General features: G+C 44.0%; 16 protein-coding genes. 7 read left to right on the top strand and 9 right to left on the bottom strand.

What is annotated here, in order from left to right:
• The first annotated feature begins 364 nt into the window (after nucleotides 1–364).
• The 4 genes from HXT34_RS05790 to HXT34_RS05805 all read left to right on the top strand — a co-directional run bounded on the left by HXT34_RS05790 (nucleotide 365) and on the right by HXT34_RS05805 (nucleotide 6,865).
• Nucleotides 365–1,915 carry a thiol-activated cytolysin family protein gene (locus HXT34_RS05790; RefSeq protein WP_391496147.1) on the top strand — a complete coding sequence of 517 codons (1,551 nt, stop codon included), beginning with the start codon at nucleotides 365–367 and terminating at the stop codon, nucleotides 1,913–1,915.
• Nucleotides 1,916–2,079: 164 nt separating this feature from the next.
• Nucleotides 2,080–3,267, top strand: coding sequence for an ATP-binding cassette domain-containing protein (locus tag HXT34_RS05795; RefSeq protein WP_421784809.1), 1,188 nt, complete (start codon nucleotides 2,080–2,082; stop codon nucleotides 3,265–3,267).
• Complete coding sequence (locus HXT34_RS05800) at nucleotides 3,264–4,421, top strand: hypothetical protein (protein ID WP_391496145.1); 1,158 nt, start codon at nucleotides 3,264–3,266, stop codon at nucleotides 4,419–4,421. Before HXT34_RS05795 ends, HXT34_RS05800 begins: the two co-directional genes overlap by 4 nt.
• Before the next feature lie 146 nt (nucleotides 4,422–4,567).
• A complete protein-coding gene (locus HXT34_RS05805) occupies nucleotides 4,568–6,865 on the top strand; it encodes an ATP-binding cassette domain-containing protein (protein ID WP_421784811.1) in 2,298 nt (765 codons plus the stop codon).
• 196 nt (nucleotides 6,866–7,061) lie between these two features.
• Here the strand turns inward: HXT34_RS05805 and HXT34_RS05810 are convergent, their stop codons facing one another.
• The 6 genes from HXT34_RS05810 to clpB form a co-directional block, all read right to left on the bottom strand.
• A complete protein-coding gene (locus HXT34_RS05810) occupies nucleotides 7,062–8,045 on the bottom strand; it encodes an ABC transporter permease subunit (RefSeq protein ID WP_415688976.1) in 984 nt (327 codons plus the stop codon).
• Nucleotides 8,042–9,034, bottom strand: a complete 993-nt coding sequence (locus HXT34_RS05815) for an ATP-binding cassette domain-containing protein (RefSeq protein WP_421784814.1) — start codon at nucleotides 9,032–9,034, stop codon at nucleotides 8,042–8,044. The genes HXT34_RS05810 and HXT34_RS05815 overlap by 4 nt, the downstream gene beginning before the upstream one ends.
• A 158-nt stretch (nucleotides 9,035–9,192) precedes the next feature.
• Nucleotides 9,193–9,999: a TrmH family RNA methyltransferase gene (locus HXT34_RS05820; RefSeq protein ID WP_060785806.1), complete on the bottom strand. Its 807-nt coding sequence runs from the start codon at nucleotides 9,997–9,999 to the stop codon at nucleotides 9,193–9,195.
• Between the two features lie 57 nt (nucleotides 10,000–10,056).
• Nucleotides 10,057–10,905 carry a hypothetical protein gene (locus HXT34_RS05825; protein WP_019260609.1) on the bottom strand — a complete coding sequence of 283 codons (849 nt, stop codon included), beginning with the start codon at nucleotides 10,903–10,905 and terminating at the stop codon, nucleotides 10,057–10,059.
• A gap of 58 nt (nucleotides 10,906–10,963) precedes the next feature.
• Nucleotides 10,964–12,304 carry a DNA recombination protein RmuC gene (gene rmuC / locus HXT34_RS05830; RefSeq protein ID WP_421784816.1) on the bottom strand — a complete coding sequence of 447 codons (1,341 nt, stop codon included), beginning with the start codon at nucleotides 12,302–12,304 and terminating at the stop codon, nucleotides 10,964–10,966.
• 160 nt (nucleotides 12,305–12,464) lie between these two features.
• Nucleotides 12,465–15,059: an ATP-dependent chaperone ClpB gene (gene clpB, locus HXT34_RS05835; protein ID WP_421784818.1), complete on the bottom strand. Its 2,595-nt coding sequence runs from the start codon at nucleotides 15,057–15,059 to the stop codon at nucleotides 12,465–12,467.
• A gap of 338 nt (nucleotides 15,060–15,397) precedes the next feature.
• On the opposite strand from clpB, the gene HXT34_RS05840 reads away from it, so the two are divergent.
• Nucleotides 15,398–16,213 carry a fumarylacetoacetate hydrolase family protein gene (locus tag HXT34_RS05840; protein ID WP_415687075.1) on the top strand — a complete coding sequence of 272 codons (816 nt, stop codon included), beginning with the start codon at nucleotides 15,398–15,400 and terminating at the stop codon, nucleotides 16,211–16,213.
• A 25-nt stretch (nucleotides 16,214–16,238) separates the two neighbouring features.
• Here HXT34_RS05840 and HXT34_RS05845 read toward each other — a convergent pair whose 3' ends face one another.
• From HXT34_RS05845 to HXT34_RS05855, 3 genes are all read right to left on the bottom strand, one after another.
• A complete protein-coding gene (locus HXT34_RS05845; RefSeq protein ID WP_421784820.1) occupies nucleotides 16,239–17,039 on the bottom strand; it encodes a YggS family pyridoxal phosphate-dependent enzyme in 801 nt (266 codons plus the stop codon).
• A gap of 35 nt (nucleotides 17,040–17,074) precedes the next feature.
• Nucleotides 17,075–18,124, bottom strand: coding sequence for a glutamyl-Q tRNA(Asp) synthetase (locus HXT34_RS05850; RefSeq protein WP_415689403.1), 1,050 nt, complete (start codon nucleotides 18,122–18,124; stop codon nucleotides 17,075–17,077).
• Nucleotides 18,125–18,299: 175 nt separating this feature from the next.
• Complete coding sequence (locus HXT34_RS05855; RefSeq protein WP_391496139.1) at nucleotides 18,300–19,031, bottom strand: MIP/aquaporin family protein; 732 nt, start codon at nucleotides 19,029–19,031, stop codon at nucleotides 18,300–18,302.
• A gap of 640 nt (nucleotides 19,032–19,671) precedes the next feature.
• Between HXT34_RS05855 and HXT34_RS05860 the strand changes: the two genes are divergently transcribed.
• Nucleotides 19,672–21,909, top strand: a complete 2,238-nt coding sequence (locus HXT34_RS05860) for an RNA degradosome polyphosphate kinase (protein WP_004119572.1) — start codon at nucleotides 19,672–19,674, stop codon at nucleotides 21,907–21,909.
• A 298-nt stretch (nucleotides 21,910–22,207) separates the two neighbouring features.
• Nucleotides 22,208–23,422: an NUDIX hydrolase gene (locus HXT34_RS05865; protein WP_421784823.1), complete on the top strand. Its 1,215-nt coding sequence runs from the start codon at nucleotides 22,208–22,210 to the stop codon at nucleotides 23,420–23,422.
• Nucleotides 23,423–23,437 lie beyond the last annotated feature (15 nt).

A 23,437-nucleotide genomic window follows, 5' to 3' on the forward strand; every position in this document is an offset into this window, starting at 1 on the left:
CAGCAATTAAAAAGCTCATGCGTAACACTAAATAATATTTGAACAGATATTTTGCCTATATTTTCACAAAATTATCACAAATCAAAATACGTAAAATCCGCTCATTTTACCTGTCAACACGCCGAAACGACAAAACTGACGTAACCAAAAAGTGTTGGTATTTCAGCATTATTTAAACTTTTGTTTGAAACTTAAAAAATTATTTTAAACAATTATCACATAAATAAAAAGTGTGTAATAATCATGTGATGTGAGAAGCTGAAGCTGATGCACTGAAGCATATATATGCACTGAAGCACGTATTTGCAGCATCTCACTGAAGAAATAATTTGAAATAAAATCTAATAAAAATTGAAGGATACATATGAAGAGCACAAAGTTCTACCGTAATGCAGCAATGTTGTTGCTCGCGGGCGCGACTATTATTCCACAATGCTTAGCAGTTCCAGCAATGGCAGATTCTTCTGCAAAACCTTCGGATCCAGCTGCATCTTGCGCAGCTAGCAAAGACTCGCTGAACAACTACTTGTGGGATTTGCATTACGATAAAACAAATATTCTCGCACGTCACGGCGAAACAATTAACAATAAATTCTCCAGCGACAGCTTCAACAATAACGGCGAATTCGTTGTTGTTGAACACCAGAAGAAGAACATCACAAATACAACTTCAAACTTGTCGGTAACTTCCGCCAACAATGATCGCGTATATCCTGGTGCATTATTCCGCGCTGACCAGAATTTGATGGATAACATGCCAAGCTTGATTTCAGCAAATCGTGCTCCATTAACTTTGAGCATTGATTTGCCAGGCTTCCATGGCGGCGAGAGTGCTGTAACTGTGCAGCATCCAACCAAGAGCTCCGTTACTTCAGCAGTTAACGGCTTAGTTTCTAAGTGGAATGCACAATATGCAGCAAGCCATCATGTGGCAGCTCGTATGCAGTATGATTCCGCAAGCGCACAGAGCATGAACCAGCTCAAAGCTAAGTTTGGTGCTGATTTTGCAAAGATTGGCGTACCGCTGAAGATTGATTTCGATGCAGTACACAAGGGTGAGAAGCAGACTCAAATTGTGAACTTCAAGCAAACTTACTACACAGTAAGCGTTGACGCTCCAGATAGCCCAGCAGACTTCTTTGCTCCATGCACTACGCCAGAAAGCTTGAAGAACCGCGGCGTCGACAGCAAGCGCCCACCAGTTTACGTGTCAAACGTAGCTTATGGCCGCTCAATGTATGTAAAGTTCGATACCACCAGCAAGAGCACTGATTTCCAGGCTGCAGTAGAAGCAGCAATTAAGGGCGTAGAAATCAAGCCAAACACCGAGTTCCATCGCATTCTCCAGAATACTTCTGTTACTGCAGTGATTCTCGGCGGCAGCGCTGACGGTGCAGCAAAGGTTATTACCGGCAACATCGATACGCTTAAGGCTTTGATTCAGGAAGGTGCAAATTTGAGCACCTCCAGCCCAGCTGTTCCAATCGCTTACACTACTTCCTTCGTAAAAGATAACGAAGTAGCAACTCTTCAGAGCAACAGCGATTACGTTGAAACCAAGGTTTCTTCTTACCGTGACGGCTATTTGACCTTGGATCACCGTGGAGCTTATGTAGCTCGCTACTACGTCTACTGGGATGAGTACGGCACTGATATCGACGGAACTCCATACGTACGTTCTCGCGCTTGGGAAGGAAACGGCAAGTATCGTACCGCTCACTTCAGCACAACGATTCAGTTCAAGGGCAATGTGCGCAACCTGCGCATTAAGTTGGAAGAAAAGACCGGCTTAGCATGGGAACCATGGCGCACAGTGTACAACCGCACCGATTTGCCGTTGGTTCGCCAGCGCACAATCAAGAACTGGGGTACAACTTTGTGGCCTCGCGTTGCTGAGACTGTAAAGAATGACTGAACTCATATTGCAATTGAGCATAAATAAATAAATACATAAAAATGAAACAAGTAAGGACTTTATCCTGTAGCCAGTTACAAGATAAAGTCCTTACTTTTTATATAAATAGGATTTTTTTATTACATTTTTAGCAGTAAAATTTAGTTATGTTAGAAATAAGAAATATGACAAAAAGCTACGGAGAACAATTAGCAATAAATAATATTTCTTTTGTAGCAGAAGATGGTAAAGTTACAGGATTTGTTGGACCTAACGGTTCCGGAAAATCAACTGCACTGTATTGTGCATTGGGACTAATGAAAACCAATAGCGGCAGAGCTTACTTCGATGGTATGCCTTATGAGGGTCTTCAATCTCCAATTGAAACAGTCGGTTCTGTGTTAGATATAAAGATTGAAGATTATAACAGAAGCGCTATTAATCATCTCAACGCTTTCGCAGCCGTTTATGGCATACCAAAAAGTCGCGTATTAGAAGTTCTGAATATTGCCGGAATCAGCTCTATAAAAAATATGGATATTAAATCAATGTCAGCCGGCATGCGTAAACGACTATCAGTTGCAACAGCGTTATTAGCAGATCCTCACAACCTTATTCTAGACGAGCCTTTCCACGGGTTAGATGCTGACGGCGTTAGATGGATGAGAGATTTGTGTAAATATTATGCAAGACGCGGCGGAGCTGTATTGCTAAGTTCAAACACAATTAGTGAAATTGCTAACGTTGCAGACAACTTGGTTATTATTGCACATGGCAACATTTTGCAACAAACTACTACTAAAAAATTTATTGAATCTTATTCGCAATATGCTTCAGTTAGAGTTATAACTCCAGAACCTGAAAAGCTTCTTGACATCATGCAGTCACAGTATAGAGAGTGCACTGTTACTAAAGTTGTTCACAAAAATGATGATGTTCAAGCAGGCACGGCTTTTGTTATAAATAACGCAGATATTACATCTTTATCTCAAAGTTTTGCCAATAAACAATTGATTACTTACCAAATAAATAATGAACACATTCCTTTAGAGGACGCTTATTTAGCAATGACTGCTAAGCATGCAAGATTCGTATCCATTCCTACTAGCGCATATAAGAGTATGGAAAACGGCGCGACTGCTCAAACTCAATATATGCAACAACAGCAGATGCAATATGTTCAGACGCAACCTGTGCAACCTGTGCAACCTGTGCAACCTGCGCAACCTACAGCGCGACACAGTCAACAATACAGGCAATCGCAATACGACCAACAACAATATGCACATCCGCAATTTGCACAATCTCTAAAAGAACAGAAAACGCAATATATTCCACAATCGCAACAGAGCATTCAGGGAGAAGCACGATGAACGCATCAACTATGAATAGCCAAAATGCAGTAAATATGAACCAAATGCAAGCACAGATGCAATTTTCTGCATCTTTAAAAAGAAACACACGTTACCATTTAACTTTTGCTAATGTGCTTAAGTCTGAAACAATTAAGTTAGCATACGCAAAGTTTACATGGTGGTGCACAGCACTGTTCATAATATTTCCAATTATTTCCGCATCCTTACTGTCATCTATTATTCACGCGCTTATTCCTGCAGGAATGAGTCCGTCTGCGATATTAGCTCAAGGATATCAATCTGCGCCATCATGCAGCGGAAGGTATAAATCAAATGGTTTCTGGCATTACAGCGAATGCAACGGAAAACAACCTTTTATTGACGCTGTAAAAAACTCCGCGTCATTATTCTGCATTCCGCTCGCACTATCTGCACTTATAATCGTCATTGTTTTCGCAAGCAAAGCTGCAACTCAAGATCGCAAAAGAGGATCGATAAGAAGCTCTGTTATTGCAGTCCCACGAAGAAACCTACTTATATTTGCAAGATTAATTGTCGTAGTATTTTATGCATTCATTATGCAAATAATTTCTATGATTGTATTAAATATAGCTCTTTCAGCTATGTTCTCTGATTTTTATATGCCATTTGACCCACAAAGAAAATGTCTATTTAGCATATCAATTGCAACGATGATTCTTTCAGCAATATGCATGGTTTTGTTTGCAATTATGGGCTACGGAATGGGTTTAATATGCAAATCTGCAGCTGCTGGAAGTTTATGGCTTATACTATCGCAGATGGTTATTACTTCAATAATTGTTATCACATTAATAAGTAGCATAATTAATGGCATTACACATTTTTCTACAATGTATCCATATGGCATGTACAGCCCGTATAGCTCATACGGCACGTACAGCCCATACGGCACGTACAACCCTTTGATGTTACTTATTGCAGATCCTGCAATTTCAGGTTCGTTGAATATTTTACAAATGTTGCCATCATATGCTGCAAGTAATTGCTTATTAGATGCGGAATTACACATAAGTAATTGGACTATTTTTATGCCAAACTTCATGATTTCGCTTCTATACATGATTATTTGGGCAGCATTATTCTACGGAATCGGACATACCGTAGAAAGAATGAGAAATATTATGAAATGATATTAATGAGTTAGATAATATATTAAATTTAAAAACCTTAATTGCATAGACCCCATCCGGTTGCAAGTTCAACAAGAACCTAAAAAACCGGGTGGGGTTTAGCAATAATAATAGATTTATTTAAAATTACGCAGTAGGATTTAGTTATGTTAGAGATACAGAATATATCCAAGTACTATAAAAAACAGCAAGTACTAAATAATATTTCTTTTGTAGCAGAAAATGGTAAAGTTACAGGATTTGTTGGACCTAACGGTTCTGGAAAATCAACTGCGCTATATTGCGCATTGGGACTCATAAAATCCAATGAAGGTGAAGCATTATTCGACGGCGTCCCATACAAAAAGCTTAATTCCCCAATAGAAACAGTCGGCACTGTATTAGATTTAAAAGATAATTACAGAAATACTAGTGCTATAAAAAAGCTCACATTCGTTGCGAAATATTGTAAAATTCCAAAAAATCGCATATTAGAAGCTCTGGATATTGCTGGAATCAGCTCTATACAGAATATGAAAATCAAAGAAATGTCAACCGGCATGTACAAGCGACTTGAAGTAGCCGCAGCGCTTCTCGCAGACCCTCATAACCTTATACTAGATAATCCATTCTATGGTTTAGATGTCGAAGGAATTAAATGGTTGCGCGGAATCTGCAGATACTATGCAGAACGCGGCGGCGCAGTACTTATCAGCACTAATAACATTAGTGAGCTTTCTCTTATTGCAGACGATCTTGTTATTATTGCGCATGGTGAGATTCTACAAAAAACAAGCGTGGCAGATTTGCTTGCTGCATATTCTCAAAACACTGTACGAGTTATTACTCCTGAACCAGAAAAGCTATTTGACATTATGCAATCTCAGCATAGCGAATGCTCTATTATGCAAGTTGAGCACAAAAGCGAAGACGTGCAGGAAGGCGCAGCTTTCGTTATAGATAATGCAAATATTGCAGATTTGGCGCAATTCTTTAACAATAAACAATTACTTACATATCAGTTAAGTAAAGAATGCGTTTCACTCGAAGATGCGTATATGGCGACAATAGGAGACAACGCAGCATACGTGTCCAAACCTCTATATGTTTATAACAATGAACAAAAATACCAGAATCCTACAGGAGTATATGTTCAAGAACAAATCCCTAATAATATCAACAATGAAACGACTCCGCTAAATTCACTACAACAATTAACGCAAGATGCGGCAGTAGATCCTCAATTGTTAACTGAGCCTGAGCCTCAATTGATGCCTGAAAATGAGCCTGATACTCAATTAACTTCTGAGACTCAACTAACAACAGAGACTCAATTAACAACAGAGAATACAACTGTAAAGGCAGAAGTAGCGACAGAAGTAGCGACAGAAGTAAAGGCAGAAGTAGAGCCTCAGCTGACGGAAGAATCTCATATATATGCAGAACCTAAAGCAGTTGAACCTAAGGCAGTTGCAGAACCTCAAGCAGTTGAGCCTAAGGAAACAATCGCGGTTGAAACGCATGTGACTACTGAGCCTGAGGCACAGGTATCCCCTGAGCTTGATACGCAGCCAACGACAGAGCATGAAACAAATGTAGCACCTGAGTCTGCAGTGCAAGCAAATACTGAGCCTGCCGTGCAAGTAACACCTGAACCTGAACCTGAACCTCAAGCCAAACCTGCACCTGAACCTCAATCTGAACCCGAGACACCAGCTGAGACACAACCTGCACCTCAATCTGAACCCGAGCTACAAGCCGAGCCTGAGCCTCAAGCCAAACCTGCACCTGTGCTACACGCCAACGTAATAGAAGAAGCCTCTCAAACTGACTTGTCAGCTCAAAAGCCACAACCTATTCAACCGCAGCAGGAGACTCCACAATACTTACAAAATCAGTACGCTCAACAACCGTACGCGCAACAGCAGTACGCGCAACAACAATATGAGCAACAACCGTACGCCCAACAACCACAACCAATCCAATACGGTCAGCAGTACGCTCAACAGCAGTACGCGCAACAACAATATGAGCAACAACCGTACGCTCAGCAACCGTACTCGCAACAGCCGTATGAACAACAAAATCAGTACGCTCAACAACCGTACGCGCAACAGCAATATGCACAGCAACCGTACGCTCAACAAAATCAGTACGCGCAGCAACCATACGCACAACAACAATATGAGCAGCAATACGCGCAACAACCACAACAAATCCAATACGGTCAGCAGTACGCGCAGCAACCGTACGCACAACCACAATATTACAATCAGCAATACGGTCAGCAACCATACTATGAGCAGCAGTACGCGCAGCAACCTCAGTATGCACAACCGCAGCAAGCTAAGCCTACAAACGAGCTGCCATTGCCTGATACTTCTTATATTGGTCCAGAGTATGCTCATCCTCAATTTGCTAAAAAGAAACAAAACGATCAGGATTCTCAAGAAAATGCACAATGAGCTTAGTGCCAGAATTAGTGCCATCTATTATTGCTATGGTTGCTCGGGGCGTTATGCTATTTGCAGTGGGCGCTTTACTTCTAGCAAAAAGAATTAAAACTAGTATCGGCAAAAGTTGCAATAAATAAACCCCGCTCGTTTGCTCAGTAATGATTGCAATCGAACGGGGGTTATTTTTTATTTTACTTACTATAATTTAAATATCGCGGTGCTTTTCAATTACGTAGCCAATTACGTACATAACTACGCCCCAAGCGAGAACCACTAAACCGGACTGCCACCATGTGAAAATATATGCGTTTGGTGGAAGCTGTGCACCCGAATTAGGGGAGCCGCCCAAGAATTTCCCCACCGCTGTGGCTGGCAAAAGCTGTATAAGTATTGAATTCCACTTCGCGAAATTGCTTGCAAACATAATAATGCTAAGAACACTAGGCAAAATCATCACGGCTCCAATAACGCACATAATTCCGCCAGCAGTTGACTTGCAAATCATGCCAAAACCGTACGCCATTGCTGCTACAACAACCATAATTGCAGGAGATCCAAGAAACAGAGTAAGCGGCAATTTCCACACGTTGCTTCCCGATAATCCGGAAATGTTATCTCCCATAAAAGCTAATTCTGCAGCAGCTAACGAAACTGCCATTGCAATAAGTTGAACCACAAAAACGTAGATTGCAACAGCAATAAACTTAGCCGTAAAAAACATACCCCTTCTAGGTACAGCAGTAAGAGAAGCCTGAATCGAAGTTGTAGAATGCTCCGCGGTTACAGCGAGCACTGCAAAAATCGACAAAACAATCAAAAATACAGAAGCAAAGCTAATGACCAAGCGGAAAATGCTTTCTTGAGATGCAATAAGGTCACTTTTATTGCTCGGCCCAACAGTAATTGCAGCGCTTGATTTACTTTGATTTGCTCCATTCTTAATGTCAACTTTAGACATTGCTTTCTGCACAAGCGCGATTATAAAGCTGAAAATTACTGGCAAAACAATTGTTAATGCCATGCACCACCACGTAGACGCAAGTCCGCGCAGCTTAACAATTTCAGATTTAAGCGTGTGCATAAATGTAAGGCGTAAGTGCTGAGCGTTCATGCTTCTGCCGGTTTTGTAAGAGCTGCTTGTTTCTTGATTAACAGATTGACTAACAGATTGATTAATTTGCCCACTCATTTTGCGCTTCCTCCATCTGCATATTGCGTTTCAGTCGCAGCAGTAGCATTTGGCAATGCTTTTGTTGCGTACTGCTCTTGGCCATGTGTAAGAGCCAAATACGCTTCCTCAAGCGATGCATGCTCTTGATTCAGCTGATAAACCATGATTTGATTATCTGCAATTTCGCGAGCAAGCTGATTAAGCTCGCATCCTGTTATTCTGAGGAGCTCGCCTTCTTGAACGTCTTGAGGAGTGCGAACATCTTGCAAAATCTTGCATTCAGGATGATTTTGAGCAAGCACAGACTTTAGCTTTTCGCCTTCTGGAGTCACAAGTCGCACAGCGTGCTGCGAATGTGCATTAACAAAATCTTGTACTGTTGTACGCTTCAAAATTTCGCCATGCGCAATAATAACCAAGTTATCTGCAGTAAGCGCAACTTCGCTCATTAAGTGCGAACTAAGTAGTATTGCTCGACCTTGGCTTGCGTAATACTTGCACAATTCGCGAACCCACTTAACGCCTTCTGGATCCAAACCGTTAATTGGCTCGTCCAAAATAAGATTGTGCGGATCTGCTAAAAGTGCCGCCGCAATCGAAAGACGCTGGCTCATACCGAGCGAGAAGGACCCCGCTTTGCGATTTTTTACGCTAGTTAAACCAGTAATATCAATGACTTCATCGACACGTTTCTTTGATATTCCGTGAGTTAAAGCCAGTGAATACAGGTGATTGTAAGCCGTTCGACCTCTGTGAGCAGACTTTGCATCAAGAACTGCGCCAACTTCCGTCATTGGGGATGCGATTTTTGCGTAAGGCTTTCCGTCAATAAGAGAAGTGCCACTATTGGCATGAATAAGATTTAACGCGCAACGCATGGTAGTAGATTTACCAGCGCCATTAGGACCTAAAAAGCCCGTGACTTTACCGTCTTCGGCGACGAAAGAAACGTCGTTAAGCGCTGTTTTTGCGCCGAAACGCTTTGTAATATGTTGGAATTCTAACATAACTTAACAGTATCACAAATAAAAAAAATATAGATTAAATGTAAACGTTTATAAGTACAAGCTACTGCGTTTTGATTAATATTTTTGTTGAGATTTTGCTGCTGAAATTTTGCTGCTGAAATTTTAATTAAGTTTTTAATTAAGTTTTTAATTAAGATTCAGCAATTTGGTGCTGCATGTTGCGCAATCCACGCGTGCATGGAAACAGCCGCAGCAGCTCCTGCGTTTAGCGAGCGAACAGAGCCGAATTGCGAAATATAAACAACGTCATCCGCCATTTCTAACGCTTTTTTAGAAAGACCTGGACCTTCCGCACCAAAAAGCATAAGGCAACGTTTAGGGAACTTGTAGTTTTCCATAGCAACAGCGCCTGGAATAATATCAAGCGCTATAACGCGAGCGTTTTTAGCGTCTTGTTCCTTAATATTTGCGATTTTTTCGGCTTCTTTATTGCCTTCTGCTTGTGCTTTAAGCAAAAGTTGATGCGCTTCTTCTGCTTCTTTAAGCATATTTTCGCGCCAATTAGTTACTAGAGTTTCAATAGTTGGGCAGCACTCAACGTATTGGTATAGCTCAGTCATTAACGAGCCTTTGCGATTCCATTTATGAGGCCCTACGATATACACTTTTTTCGCAGTAAACGCGTTTGCAGTGCGAACCATAGAGCCTATGTTGAAATCGTGAGTCCAATTTTCTACAGCTACTTCAAACTCATGACGGCCTTTAGAATCGAGATCCGCTTTTATGGCTTCTACTTTCCAGTACCGGTAGCGATCTAAAACGTTACGCTGGTCGCCTTCGTCTAATAATTCAGTGCTAAACCGCGCATCATAATTTGGCGATTCTGGATTATCTGGACGAGGTTCACCTGGATGCTCTTCTTCCCATGGGCCAACTCCTATAGGTCGGAATTCTGGCTCATCGGAAGCTTTTGCAGCCAAAGTAATTGGATTCGGTTCGTGCATGTGTGAGTTTTGCTCCGTTTAATACTTTTGCTTAGTATTGGCAGCTAGTAATTGCAGCTAGTCTTGGCAGCCGTCAGTTGCGCAATCGCCTGTGCAACCTGACTTGCAGTGACCGCCACAGCAATTGTCTTCACAGCATGGCTCAGTGCAACCATCATGAGCACAATCACCCGTGCACTCTACTTTGCAATGGCCACCACAGCAGTTATCTTCACAGCAAGGCTCAGTGCAACCATCATGCTTGCAATCACCAGTGCATTTAACCTCGCAATGACCGCCACAGCAGTTGTCATTGCAGCAATCGTCGTGATCTGCATCTGCACGTAATTCTTCTTCATCGAAAGCTTGAACAAATGCCATTTTAGTACTCTCCTCACTTATTGGATTTACTAATTGAAGATGCCTTGCGCCTTGTTCGTCGGCGTCAACACCACCAATTAATGCAACTATAGCAAGAATTTGCGCGCCTTGCTGATTAACAATGCCAAAATCAAGACTTAATTCATTTCCGTGTCGTAAAGTCACAAGCGAAGAAGTTTGAACATACGATTTTTCAGAAAGCCAAGAGTCAAGCAACAGCACTCGCTTGCCTTTAACTGACGGGCCTTTTGTTGCAGGAAAAACAAAATCCATAACAAAGCCGTCGAGTGCAATTCCTTTACGTTCTGCAGCATGAATAAGCGCAAAAACCATCGGCACCGCAGCAGCAGTTAACGCGCCAACAGCGTCAACATCGCGTTCTAACGAATACCCAGCTTTCTCAATTGCATCAAAAAGAACATCACCAACCAACTTGGAGCCACGCTGAGCAAATGTAACAGAAAACAGTTCACTAAATGGTTTCGCAATCATATCAGCACAAAGCATGCGCTTAAGCTCAGCGCGTTCCTCTTGTAATTCCGTCATTATTACACTCCTTAGCGTTTAGAGTTCTTCAATTTTTGATGCTTTGATGTTTTTATGCTTAACGATCTTCTACTGATACTTCCGGAGCGCTCAGCTCTTTAACATCAGCTTTATCAGAATCTATAAGATCTATTGAAGCAATAACTTTACTTTGATCTAACTTCTGAAGTTTACGCGCTGTTACCAACACTCGCGATTCAAGCGAGGAAGCAAACTTATTGTAAGCTGCAACTGTTCTTGCCAAAGATACGCCAAGTTTTGAAGCATTTTCTCCAAGAACTGCAAAGCGATCGTACAATTCTCGAGATAAATCGAAAAGTTCTTTTGCATCATCTGTAAGACTTTGCTGCTGCCATGCGTACGCAACAGACTTAAGCACGGCCCACAAAGTAACTGGCGAAGTGAGTGCTACTTTTTGCGCAAAAGCATCATCCATAAGCGTTGGATCCGCCTCAAGAGCTGCCTGAAGCAACGCTTCGTTTGGAATAAATGCAACTACAAAATCTGGTGCTGTTTCAAAAGCCTGCCAATATGCTTTAGCTCCCAATACTCTAACGTGCTCTCGCAAAGCCTTAGCGTGCGCTTTTAGAAGCTCGTTCCTTCTAGCTAATTCTTCGTCACTTGCATTATCTGGTATTTCGCAAGCGCGTTGATAATCCGCATATGGAACTTTTGCATCAACTGGAATTGTTTTGCCTCCTGGCAGATGCACAACCATATCCGGCCTCTGCTGCTCGCCATTTACTCCAGTTACAACAACCTGCGTATCAAAATCAACATGTTCAAGCAAGCCTGCGGATTCCACAATATTCTTTAGCTGAGCCTCGCCCCAAGCTCCGCGAACCTTGTTATTTCGCAATGCTGCAGAAAGCGAACTTGTTTCGCGGTCAAGCCTTGTTTGCTGCTCGCTTAAGCCTTTAAGCTGAGTGCTCAGCACACCCATTTCTTGCTTGCGTCCTTCTTCAATCTGCGAAACTTTATTCTTCAAAGCTTCGAGATTGTCTTTTACTGGAGCAAGCGCTTCCAAAACTTTACCTTGCTCTTTCAAAGTTTTTTCACGATTTAACCGTTCGCGTTCTTCTCGCTCTGTGCGCAATTGCTCTTCGCGATTCACTCGCAATTGCTCTGCTTGCTGCGCCTTAGCAAGTTCTGCTTCAACAAACTTTAATCGCTCAGCAAGCTGCTCTGCTTGCGTGCGATACCGTATAGCCTGATTGCCATTTTCTTGTGCTTGAGCGCGCGCTTGTTCATACTGCGAGCGCAATTCGTTAAATTCGCGCTGGTTTACGCCATTAGCGCCTTGCGTTCCAGAGTTGTGCTTAACAATAGCCAGCACAACAATGGCGGTTATTGCTACAGTAACCACCATTAAAACAAGCATCACAATATTATCGAACATACGTTCTATTAAACACTATTGAGTTGACTTTTAAAACATAATTAAACACGTGCATTATCTAATACAAAAATGGCGCGCTGCATACTGGAAAATAATCCAATAAACAGCACGCTTTGTTCGATTTGACTACATTATTTGACTACATTAAAGAATGCAGGCACTACGCAATCTTTAGGATCACATGGTCGCTAGTATTCTCACAATCCGCAACTACGCGAGCACCATCATGCACCTTGCCGGAAAGCAGCAATCGCGCAAGCTGATCGCCAATTTCCGTTTGAACCAATCTACGCAACGGACGAGCGCCATAAACTGGATCATAGCCATGCTCTGCAAGCCAAGCTCGAGCAGAGTCACTCACATCCAAGCTAATGCGGCGGTCGCTCAAGCGTGCAGCCACTTGACGAACTTGGATATCCACAATTCCACCAAGCTCTTCGCGGCTCAACGGATGGAACATAACAAGCTCATCCAAACGGTTGATGAACTCTGGCTTAAACTCAGCGTGAACAGCATTCATAACAGCCTTGCGTTTAGCAGCATCGTCCAAGCCTTCTTGCACAAGGAATTGCGAACCCAAGTTTGATGTCATAATCAAAATCGTATTCGTAAAATCAACCGTTCTACCCTGACCGTCAGTCAAACGACCATCATCCAAAACCTGCAACAAAACGTCGAATACTTCTGGATGCGCCTTCTCAACTTCGTCAAAAAGCACTACAGAATACGGACGTCTACGCACGGCTTCAGTAAGTTGGCCGCCTTCCTCGTAGCCAATGTAACCAGGAGCAGCACCGATTAGACGCGAAACGGAAGCCTTTTCCATGTACTCGCTCATATCAATGCGAACCATTGCACGCTCGTCGTCAAACAAGAAGTCGGCAAGAGCCTTAGCAAGCTCCGTTTTACCAACGCCAGTAGGACCCAAGAATAGGAACGAACCAGTCGGGCGATTCGGGTCTGCAATTCCAGCACGGCTTCTGCGCACAGCATCCGCTATAGCCTGAATTGCTTCGCTTTGACCAACAACGCGCTTAGAAAGCTCCTTTTCCATGTTGAGCAGCTTCTCATTTTCGCCTTGCATCAAGCGACCAACAGGAATGCCCGTCCATTCGCTAACAACTCCAGCAATAGAATCAGCATCAACCTGATCTGGAACCATCGGCTCTTTCGCTTCACTCTTAGCGTTAGCAGCCTGCGATTCCGCTTCTTCCAAAGCTTTTTGAATGCTTGGGATTTCGCCATACAAAATACGGCTTGCTTGCTCCAAGTTGCCTTCGCGCGTGAATTTGTCGGCTTCTACGCGCTTAGCGTCGAGTTGCGCTCGCAAATCACCAACCTTGTTATGGCCAGCTTTTTCAGCATCCCAACGCGCCTTCAAACCAGCAAGCTTTTCGCGCGAGTTTGCCAATTCTTCCTGCAACTTTTCTAAGCGTTCTTTAGCAGCAGCATCTTCCGCTTTCTTTAATTGCATTTCCTCCATTTCAAGACGCGTAACTTTGCGCTGCAATTCGTCGATTTCTTCTGGCTGAGAATCAAGCTCCATACGCAAGTGAGCTGCCGCTTCATCCACCAAATCAATCGCCTTATCTGGAAGCTGTCTGCCAGTAATATAGCGGTTTGAAAGCGTTGCTGCAGCTACGATTGCATCGTCACTAATCGTCACCTTGTGGTGTGCTTCGTAACGTTGCTTAAGTCCGCGCAAAATCGTCACCGTATCTTCAACAGATGGCTCGCCGACGAATACTTGCTGGAATCTGCGCTCAAGAGCGGAATCCTTTTCAATATGCTCACGATACTCGTTAAGCGTAGTTGCGCCGACCAAGCGCAGCTCACCGCGCGCAAGCATTGGCTTAAGCATATTGCCAGCATCCATTGAACCTTCTGCAGATCCCGCGCCAACAACAGTGTGAATTTCGTCAATAAACGTAATAATTTGACCGTCTGATTGCTGAATTTCCTTCAACACTGCTTTTAAGCGTTCCTCAAACTCGCCGCGATACTTCGAACCTGCAACCATCGAAGCCAAATCGAGACTGATAAGACGCTTGTTTTGCAAAGTCGTAGGCACATCTCCTGCCACAATTCGCTGAGCCAATCCTTCTACAACTGCCGTTTTACCAACGCCCGGCTCGCCAATTAGCACAGGATTGTTCTTCGTGCGGCGAGAAAGAATTTGAATCACGCGGCGAATTTCCTGATCGCGACCAATTACTGGATCGAGCTTTCCTTCGCGAGCGCGCGCAGTCATATCAACAGAATACTTTTCGAGCGCTTTGTAGTTGCCTTCAGCATCCGGACTTGTCACTTTCGCGCCTCCACGTACAGTTGGCACAGCCTTGCGCAACGCGTCTGCGGAAACGTTGTGCTTTTTGAAAATATCCGCAACTGCATTCGGCGCGCTTGCAACTATGCCAATAAGCATGTGCTCCGTAGAAACGTATTCGTCTCCCATTGCGCGCATTTCTTTTTCTGCCTGGCTTAGCGCAGCCAAAAGCTGACGACTTGCATCTGGCTTAGTTGTAGTTGAGCCAGTAGATGAAGGCAATGCCACTAATGCGTTACGAATTTCAGCACCGATTTGTTGCGCATCTGCCCCCGTTTGCGCAATAAGCGCGCGTACAACTCCCTGCTCTTGACGAAGCAAAGCATCCGCCAAATGCAAGGTGTCAACTTGCGCGTTGCCAGCTGCCGCCGCGCTCTGCACAGCGTCGCTTAATGCGTCTTGTGCTAGGGTTGTAAACTTTTGTTCCATATCTACCTCACTTCCACGAAAGCTGTAAAACACATTTCAGTTAAGTCAAATCGCTGCAACTTTTACTGCAACTTTCGCTGCAACTCTCGTTGCAATTTCAAGCTTTTTGACAATACTTTCGAGTTCTAACGAGCTTTCACTTTCATGTATCTGATACGTATAACAGATTTTCCTATAACTTTATTCCTAAAACTTGAGTGTACTAGACTCAAGTTTTGTTTTCAAGAACTTTCAATCGCAAATAATTTACGCAGATAATTTAATTAAGTAGCAATCAAGTTTAGTTAATGAGTAAGTAGGTTCTAATTAAGTAGTAAATATGTCGTAATCTTAAAAACATGAGAATTGCACGTTTTTCGTATAATGAAGTTCCGCAATACGCTTTCGTTCAAAAAGACGAAACCGACGGTAAAGATTATTTAGTAGCCCTTGAAGGTCATCCTTTAAGTCCACAAGGAGTTAAGCCAACTGGTAAACGTTACGCATTGGATGCCGATGGCGTGCGCTTGCTTGTGCCTGTAATTCCGTCAAAAGTGTACGGATTGGCAAAAAATTACGATACTCGTTCCGATGACGAGCGCGCTACCTCTTCTGCGGCTTCTTCGCATACTGCTGCAGACATGGTGATTTTTACAAAGCCGAGTACTTCTGTGATTGGTCCGGACGATCCGATTGTGATTCCTGCTTGCTCAAACGACATGAATTTTGAGCCAGAAGTGGCAGTCGTTATGGGCAAAATCGCCAAAAACGTAACGGCAGATACCGCAATGAATTACGTTTTTGGTTTTACGTGCGTAAACGACGTAACTTTACGAGATTGCGCAGGAAGCGACCCAATGTGGACGCGCGCAAAGGGCTTCGACACTTCTTGCCCACTTGGACCTTGGATTACAACCGAGCTAAATTGGCGCGATGCACATATTTCATTTACGCTTAATGGTGAAAATGTGCCAGAAGCCGACGGCACTACATCTCGACTTATTCACAGTATTCCTGAGCAAATTGCCGCAATTTCAAGCTTCTCAACGCTTCTTCCAGGAGATGTGATTTTGACAGGAACTCCATACCCGGCTGGAACTTTGCGCGCTGGTGACGAAGCTATCGTGCACGTAGATGGCATTGGCTCGCTGCGCAATGTGATTGTGCATGCGTAACTAAAATCATCAATTTGACTTAAAACTACACAAATGCTCGTGGGCCAAAGATTGCCGAACCGATTCTAACCATTGTTGAACCTTCGGCAATCGCCCACGCAAAATCGCCGGACATTCCCATCGAAAGCTCTAGTTTTGCAGAGTTTCCATCATGATCCTGCGCGAGTTGTTCACTCACACAATCTCTAATTTCTCGCAATTTTGCGAAACCACTTCTCACTATTTTTTCATCATCCACGCGCGCTCCAAGCGTCATAAATCCGCGCAAATTAAGCGCAGGCAGGCTAGATATAGCGAGAGCTTCGTCAATCGCACGTTCGGGAGCGCACCCGGATTTTGTAGATTCTCCCGAAACGTTCACTTCCAACATAACGTCTGTGCAAAGTCCCAAATTTTGCGCGCGAGCAGATATTTTTTGCGCAAGTTCAATGCCGTCAACCGACTGAATACCATTTGCAAGTGGTAAAACTTTGTTTATTTTATTGCTTTGCAGCTGACCTATTAAGTAGAGCGGAATTTCGCCGTTCACACCAACGTTTAAATTCTCGCGAGCAGCTTGTGCGCGTAAAATCTCGGCTTTTGCAACGATTTCTTGTGGGCGATTTTCCCCAATTACTCGCACTCCTGCTCTGAGCGCTGCCATGATTTCGCCAACATCTCGCGTTTTAGTTGCGGCAAGCAGTGTAACCGACTCAGCTTTGCGACCATAATGCGATTCGGCTTGAACAATGGCGTCTTGCACACTGTGTACGCCGTCGGCAATTTGACGCGCACGAACACAATCGACCTCAGTATTCGCTAAATCTTTTTGCGTCATATATGCCATTTATTGCCCCAATCTATCAAACCTAACTACATAGTTTAATCAAGGAAGGGCACGGATTTGTCAGCTAGGTTTGCGCGAACAGAATCCCACGGCGTGTCAAGGCTTTTAAATAACGCGAGCGCGTCGGCAGCACTCATATCTACCGGCTGATTTTGACCATGCTTTTTGTATCCCAAAAGATACATGCAATAGCCAATCATGCGCTCAGCGCTCCAGCCAGATTCACGAAGCGCACCGACGTCTAGTGAGTGCTTACTTTTGGCAAGCCTCTCGCCTTGTGCGTTGTCAATCAGCGGCAAATGCGCAAATTGCGGACGCACATAACGCACGCCGTGAGCCGCAAAAAATCCCGATTTTTCAAGCAGCTCACCAATCCAAATCTGAAGCGCTGCAGAACGCAGCAAATCGCGTCCGCGCACAATATCATTTACTCCGCTCAAAACATCGTCAACAACAACAGCAAGCTGATAAGAAAAAACGCCATCCGCTCGGCGAATCACCATATCCCCCAAATCGCGGTCAATATTAAAAGATTGCTCCCCAAAAATCGCGTCTTCAAAACTCACATTTGCTTGCGGCGAATCAGCCGAGGGAACAGCAAGCCTTAAAGAATGTTGCTGATTATTTTGCAAACGCTTTTCGATTTGTGCCAAACCTTGCGCAGTTTTGCGAAGATTTCTGCACGTACCCGGATAGCGTATAAAACCGTCGCCTTCTTGCGGAGCTGCAATCGCACGAATATCGGAACGCGAGCAAAAACAAGGGTAGATTAACGAATTTCCGTCGTCATCTTGCAAAGATTTTAGCGCATCAAGAGCTTCTTGGTAGATTGCAGTGCGCTCATGCTGATAAGTTGGCTCGCCACCCCAATCAAGACCAGCCCACTTCAAATCTTCAATAACTCGCGCGCTAGCATCCTTCGGCATTCGCGCAATATCAAGATCTTCTAGACGCAAAAGCATGTGGCCGCCCTGCGATTTTGCAGAGAGCCACGCAGCCAACATTGCTACCATATTGCCAATATGCATACGCCCGGAAGGAGTCGGCGCAAAACGCCCAATTGCAATAGTTGACTTCGAAAACATTATTTCGTCTTTCTTAAAATTTTTCTTAATATCTTTTCCAATATCTTTCTTAATAAGCACAAGTTTGCAAAGCATAAGCTCGCAAAATAAAAAGCGCGTAACGCATTCATACTAGCATTACGCGCTTCTTACAATCGCAATCAACCGCAATCAATCGCGGTTAAAAGCAAATGTTTTATGCAAATAACGACTTGTACATAACCACGCCCAAGATTGCGCCGGCAATAGGAGCAATAACTGGAATCCATGCTTCACCCCAGCGAGAAGAGCCCTTGTGCGGAATTGGCAAAATCGCGTGAAGCAAACGCGGCATAAGATCACGAGCAGGATTCAAAGCAGGGCCAGTTGGACCACCCATAGAAGTTACCAAGCCCCACACAACAAAGCCAACAACGATTGAAGCGCCAGCCAAATTCTTCTCACCCCATGGAGAAGTTAGGCAGCAAAGTGCAGCCAGAACAAGCACAAGCGTGCCGAAGAACTCGTTAAGGAAGTAATTAAGCTTGTTGTTATAAGCGTCCGTAGTGCAGAAAGTGCCAAGAATAGCTCCCGGCTCCTCAGTTTCGTTGTAGTGCGGCAAATAAGTTACGTACACAATAAGCTGGCCAACCAACGCACCCAAAAGCTGAGCGACAATATAAGGAGCTACATCCTTCCACGGGAACATGCCGTTTACAGCTTGCGCAATTGTCATAGCAGGATTGATATGCGCGCCGGAAATTCCGCCAAACATGAGCACTGGGAACATCACGCCAAAACCGTAGCCCATAGCAATATTTAGCCAACCTGCATGGTGTCCTTTAGTATTTTTTAATTCAACGTTTGCCACAGCACCGTTTCCAAAAATCATAAGAATAGCAGTGCCAATAAATTCTGCAGCCAACATTGCCATAAACGAATGTTGCATGGTCCTTCGATCCTTCTTACCTGTTTCAAACTCCACACACGTAATCACGCGTCAATAAATTCACAACTCGCAATTGCGATTAGCACAGCATGGAACACAATATATTCTCATTTTCAAAGAAGCTAAGAAAATGAATTCCAACAATTATTCTTTGATAGTTTCCCTTATGCGCGCGACAGTCTGCGTGAGCAGTAAAATCGCACTCACATCAAAAGAGGCCCGCCACTTTGGCGAGCCTCTTATCTACAAAAACAATATCTGCGGTTTCATCTTCACAACATCCTCGTTGCAACGGTTAAAGTCTTAAATATCCCGTCCAACGTCCACGGATTTCATATCCATACACTTTTGTGGGTTACCGCTATCTCTTTTTTGTTTTTGTAATTATTATTATCATCGTTTTTTGCCTAATAGTAAAGAGCAAATTAGCCTTTGTTAACATATTGTCACTACTGTTCAATTGCACACGAAAAATCGCAACTCTTGCAGCATTTTGTGAACATGCAAAGGTTGTCATGTTAAATTACGTTCGCATGAGACACACTCCGGCGTGTCGCAAGATATTTTTGGAGCGCAAAGCAAGCGAATAAAATCGACACTCAGTCGCGCACTTCCCTTGCAACGCATACAATTACAGAATATGGTACAAATTTTTGACGCTCCCTCAAAGGCGATTCTGCGTGGTCAAATTGCAGAGCATATCGCCGAAGATGAAAAGGCAGAAAAGCGTGAAGCTCGTGAGGGTGAGCTACCGTTGCCAAAAGATCGTTTCTTCGACCGAGAATTAAGCTGGTTGAAGTTCAATCGTCGCGTGCTTGAGTTGGCTCAGAATACAGATTTGCCACTTCTTGAACGCGCTAATTTTGCTGCTATATTTGCGTCAAATCTCGACGAATTCTTTATGGTTCGAGTTGCAGGATTAAAGCGCAGAATAGATTCCGGAATAGCAGTAACTGCAGCATCCGGCTTAAGCCCTCGTCAGCAATTGCGCGCTATTAGTGAGGTAACTCACCGCCGCCAAGATGAGCACGCTCACTATGTTATTGAGCACATTCTTCCTGAGCTTGCCAAACAGCGCATTGTTTTGCTCAGCTGGGATAAGCTTACAGAATCAGAAAAAGCGCGTTTGTCTGATTACTACAAAAAGCAAGTTTTCCCTGTTCTTACGCCTCTTGCAGTGGATCCTGCTCACCCATTCCCATACATTTCCGGCAAGTCTATTAACTTGGCTGTTATCGTCGAAAATCCAAATTCTGGAAAGTCGCATTTTGCACGCGTAAAAATTCCAGATAATTTGAATCGCCTTGTACCAGTTGACGATTTAACAGACGAAGAAGGTCGCGAAGAGCGCTACGGCTTCATCACAATGGAAAAGCTGATTGCAGCACACTTGGAATCGCTTTTCCCAGGCATGATTATTAAGGAAGCCCGCTCCTTCCGCGTTACACGTAACGAGGATATTGATGTTGAGGAAGATGACGCAGAAAACTTGCTCAATGCTATGGAGAAGGAACTTCTTCGCCGCCGCTTTGGACCTCCAATTCGTTTGGAAATTTCTAACGAGGCCAGCCCATTCCTTTCTCAGTTGCTTGCAAATCAGCTTCGCGTAAGCCCTGAGGAAGTCTATCGTTTGCCTTCGCCGCTTGATATGACGGTATTGTTTGAATTGCAGGCGCTTGACCGCCCAGATTTGAAGTATCGTCCGTTCATTCCTACTACGAACCGTCAGATTGCGGAAGTTGAAACTAGCCACGCGCAAGATATTTTCGCTTCGATTCGCGAGCATGACATTTTGCTGCATCATCCTTACGATTCGTTCTCTACTTCTGTGCAGGCATTCCTTGCTCAGGCTGCTGCGGATCCAAAAGTGCTTGCAATTAAGCAGACCTTGTATCGTACGTCTAGCAATTCGCCAATTATTGACGCTCTTGTTGATGCGGCTCACGCTGGCAAGCAGGTGCTTGCGCTGGTTGAGATTAAGGCACGATTTGACGAGGACGCAAATATTGCTTGGGCTCGTAAGCTTGAGCGCGCAGGCGTTCACGTTGTGTACGGCATTGTTGGTTTGAAGACTCACTGTAAGCTTTCTCTTGTGGTTCGTCAGGAAGCAGAAGGGTTGCGCCGATACTGCCATGTTGGTACAGGTAATTACAATCCTAAAACTGCTCGCCTTTACACGGATTTGGGTTTGCTTACTTGCGATCCTGTAGTCGGTCAGGATTTGACTCGCTTGTTTAATCAACTTTCTGGTTATGCACCGAAGTCTAGTTTCCACCGCCTGCTTGTTGCTCCTCGTACAGTTCGCACTGGTATTATTGCGCGAATTCAGCGCGAGGAAGCTGCAGCTCTTGCCGGCAAGGAAGCTTGGATTAAGATTAAGGTCAATTCTGTGGTTGACGAGCAGACTATTGACGCTTTGTATCGAGCTTCTCAAGCTGGAGTAAAGATTGATATTGTTGAGCGTGGTATCTGCTCGCTTAAGCCTGGAATTGAGGGATTGAGCGACAATATTCGTGTGCGCTCTATTCTTGGTCGATTCCTTGAACACAGCCGTATTTACGCGTTCGCTAATTCTTGCGGTCCGCAGATTGGTGACGGTCCTGCAAGCGGTCCAGAAGTGTGGATTGGCTCGGCTGATCTAATGCACCGCAATCTTGACCGCCGCGTTGAAACTCTGGTTCGTATCAGCGCGCCTGATCAGGTTGAAGCTTTGATTCAGTACATTGATTTGCAAATGGCTGATTCTACTGTTTCGTGGTGGATGGATGGCGACGGCACGTATACCTTGCATTCTCGCGATAAGGAAGGCCGTCCGCTCGTGGACAGCCAGGCTTACCTAATCCATACTCATACGCGCAAGCCTCGCGGCGCAAATTAATCGCAAATAACTAACAAACGATGAGCAAGAGCCAGATTCAGTAACATGTTTCTGGCTCTTGTTGTGTTTATTGCTCCTTCTAAACCGCCTAAATTTCAAGCGTTGCCGGCAATAGCCGAAATTTCTACAACACCATTTGCCAGTTTTGGGATGTTTTTTACGCCACCATTTGCCAGTTTTAGCAAATTTAAGGATTATAAAACAATAACAGCTCTTTTGCTAATGCTATGACTGTGACAAAAGTAAAAGATTACAGCACAACTAAAATTTGCGAAAGAAAACCGCTAAAATAGTGAATATGAGTGCAGTAACGACGCAATACGTTGAAGCAGCTGGCGGAATTATTTATCGCAAGCGCAATACTACAAACAGCTCAAATGCAGGTGAAGAGGCAAAAACAGGCAGCAATGCAATAAATCCAAACCATGCAAATAAGCCAATCAGCGCAATAAGGTCTAGCGACGATGATTTTGAGCTTTGCCTAGTCTACCGTCCTAAATATGACGATTGGAGCTGGCCAAAAGGCAAAAACGAGCCAAACGAATCGCATCGCCACACAGCCGTGCGCGAAGTTGGAGAAGAAACAGGATATTCAGTCACACTAGGCCCACACATTGCCAAAATAGAGTATCCGCTTGAGCGCGAAGGCAAAAAAACTTCCAAGAACAGCTCATCAAATAGCAACCAAAATCGCAATTCTCAGCCGGAAGTAATAAAGCGAATCCACTACTGGATGATGCACTTAATCGACAAGCCAACTGCAGCGAAGCGTCTACCAGCTTTCGGACCAATTAAGCCAGCTAAGCCTACTGAAATTGGCAATGTTTTATGGCTTACTCCTTCTCAAGCGCGCAAAAAACTTACGCACGATAGCGACCGCGAAGTGCTAGACGCTTTCTTAGAAAAGCTCCACGCAGGTCAAGGAGAATACAGCACGCTGCTTTTGGTGCGTCACGGAAAAGCTGAGTCTCGAAAAACTTGGCAAGGAAGCGAAGCGACTCGACCAATCACACCCCTTGGAGCAGCCGCATCATACGCTTTAGGTCGTGAGCTTGCCTGCTACGCGCCGAATAAAATCATATCGTCTCCTTGGAAGCGTTGCGTAGAAACGGTTGCAGCTTTTGCGCACGACTCTTCACTCCCAATAGAACAGGTTGCGGAACTTACTGAAGATCATCACGAAAAACAACCAAAATCTACGCTATCTGTGCTTACAAAAGAAATACAAAATCTTGATCACAACGCACAAAATGCAAGCGAAACTAGCAATGTAAGCACAGCCAACAACGTAAGCACAATTAACAACGCAACCATCATGTGCCTACATCGCCCGGTTATTGGCACTTTCTTCGATTATTTGCGCGAAATAACAAAACCTAGAGCACACAAGCGCATACTCAGCCAAAAATCTCCATACATGCCTACAGGAAGCGCAATAGTTTTGCACATAATTAATACACCTAAAGGTGCTCGCATTATCGATATTGAAAAGGTTCTTCCAAGTGTCTACTAGTTTAAATTCAAAATC

The sequence above is a fragment of the Gardnerella sp. DNF00983 genome, from assembly GCF_049244265.1.
GTDB lineage: Bacteria > Actinomycetota > Actinomycetes > Actinomycetales > Bifidobacteriaceae > Bifidobacterium > Bifidobacterium vaginale_J.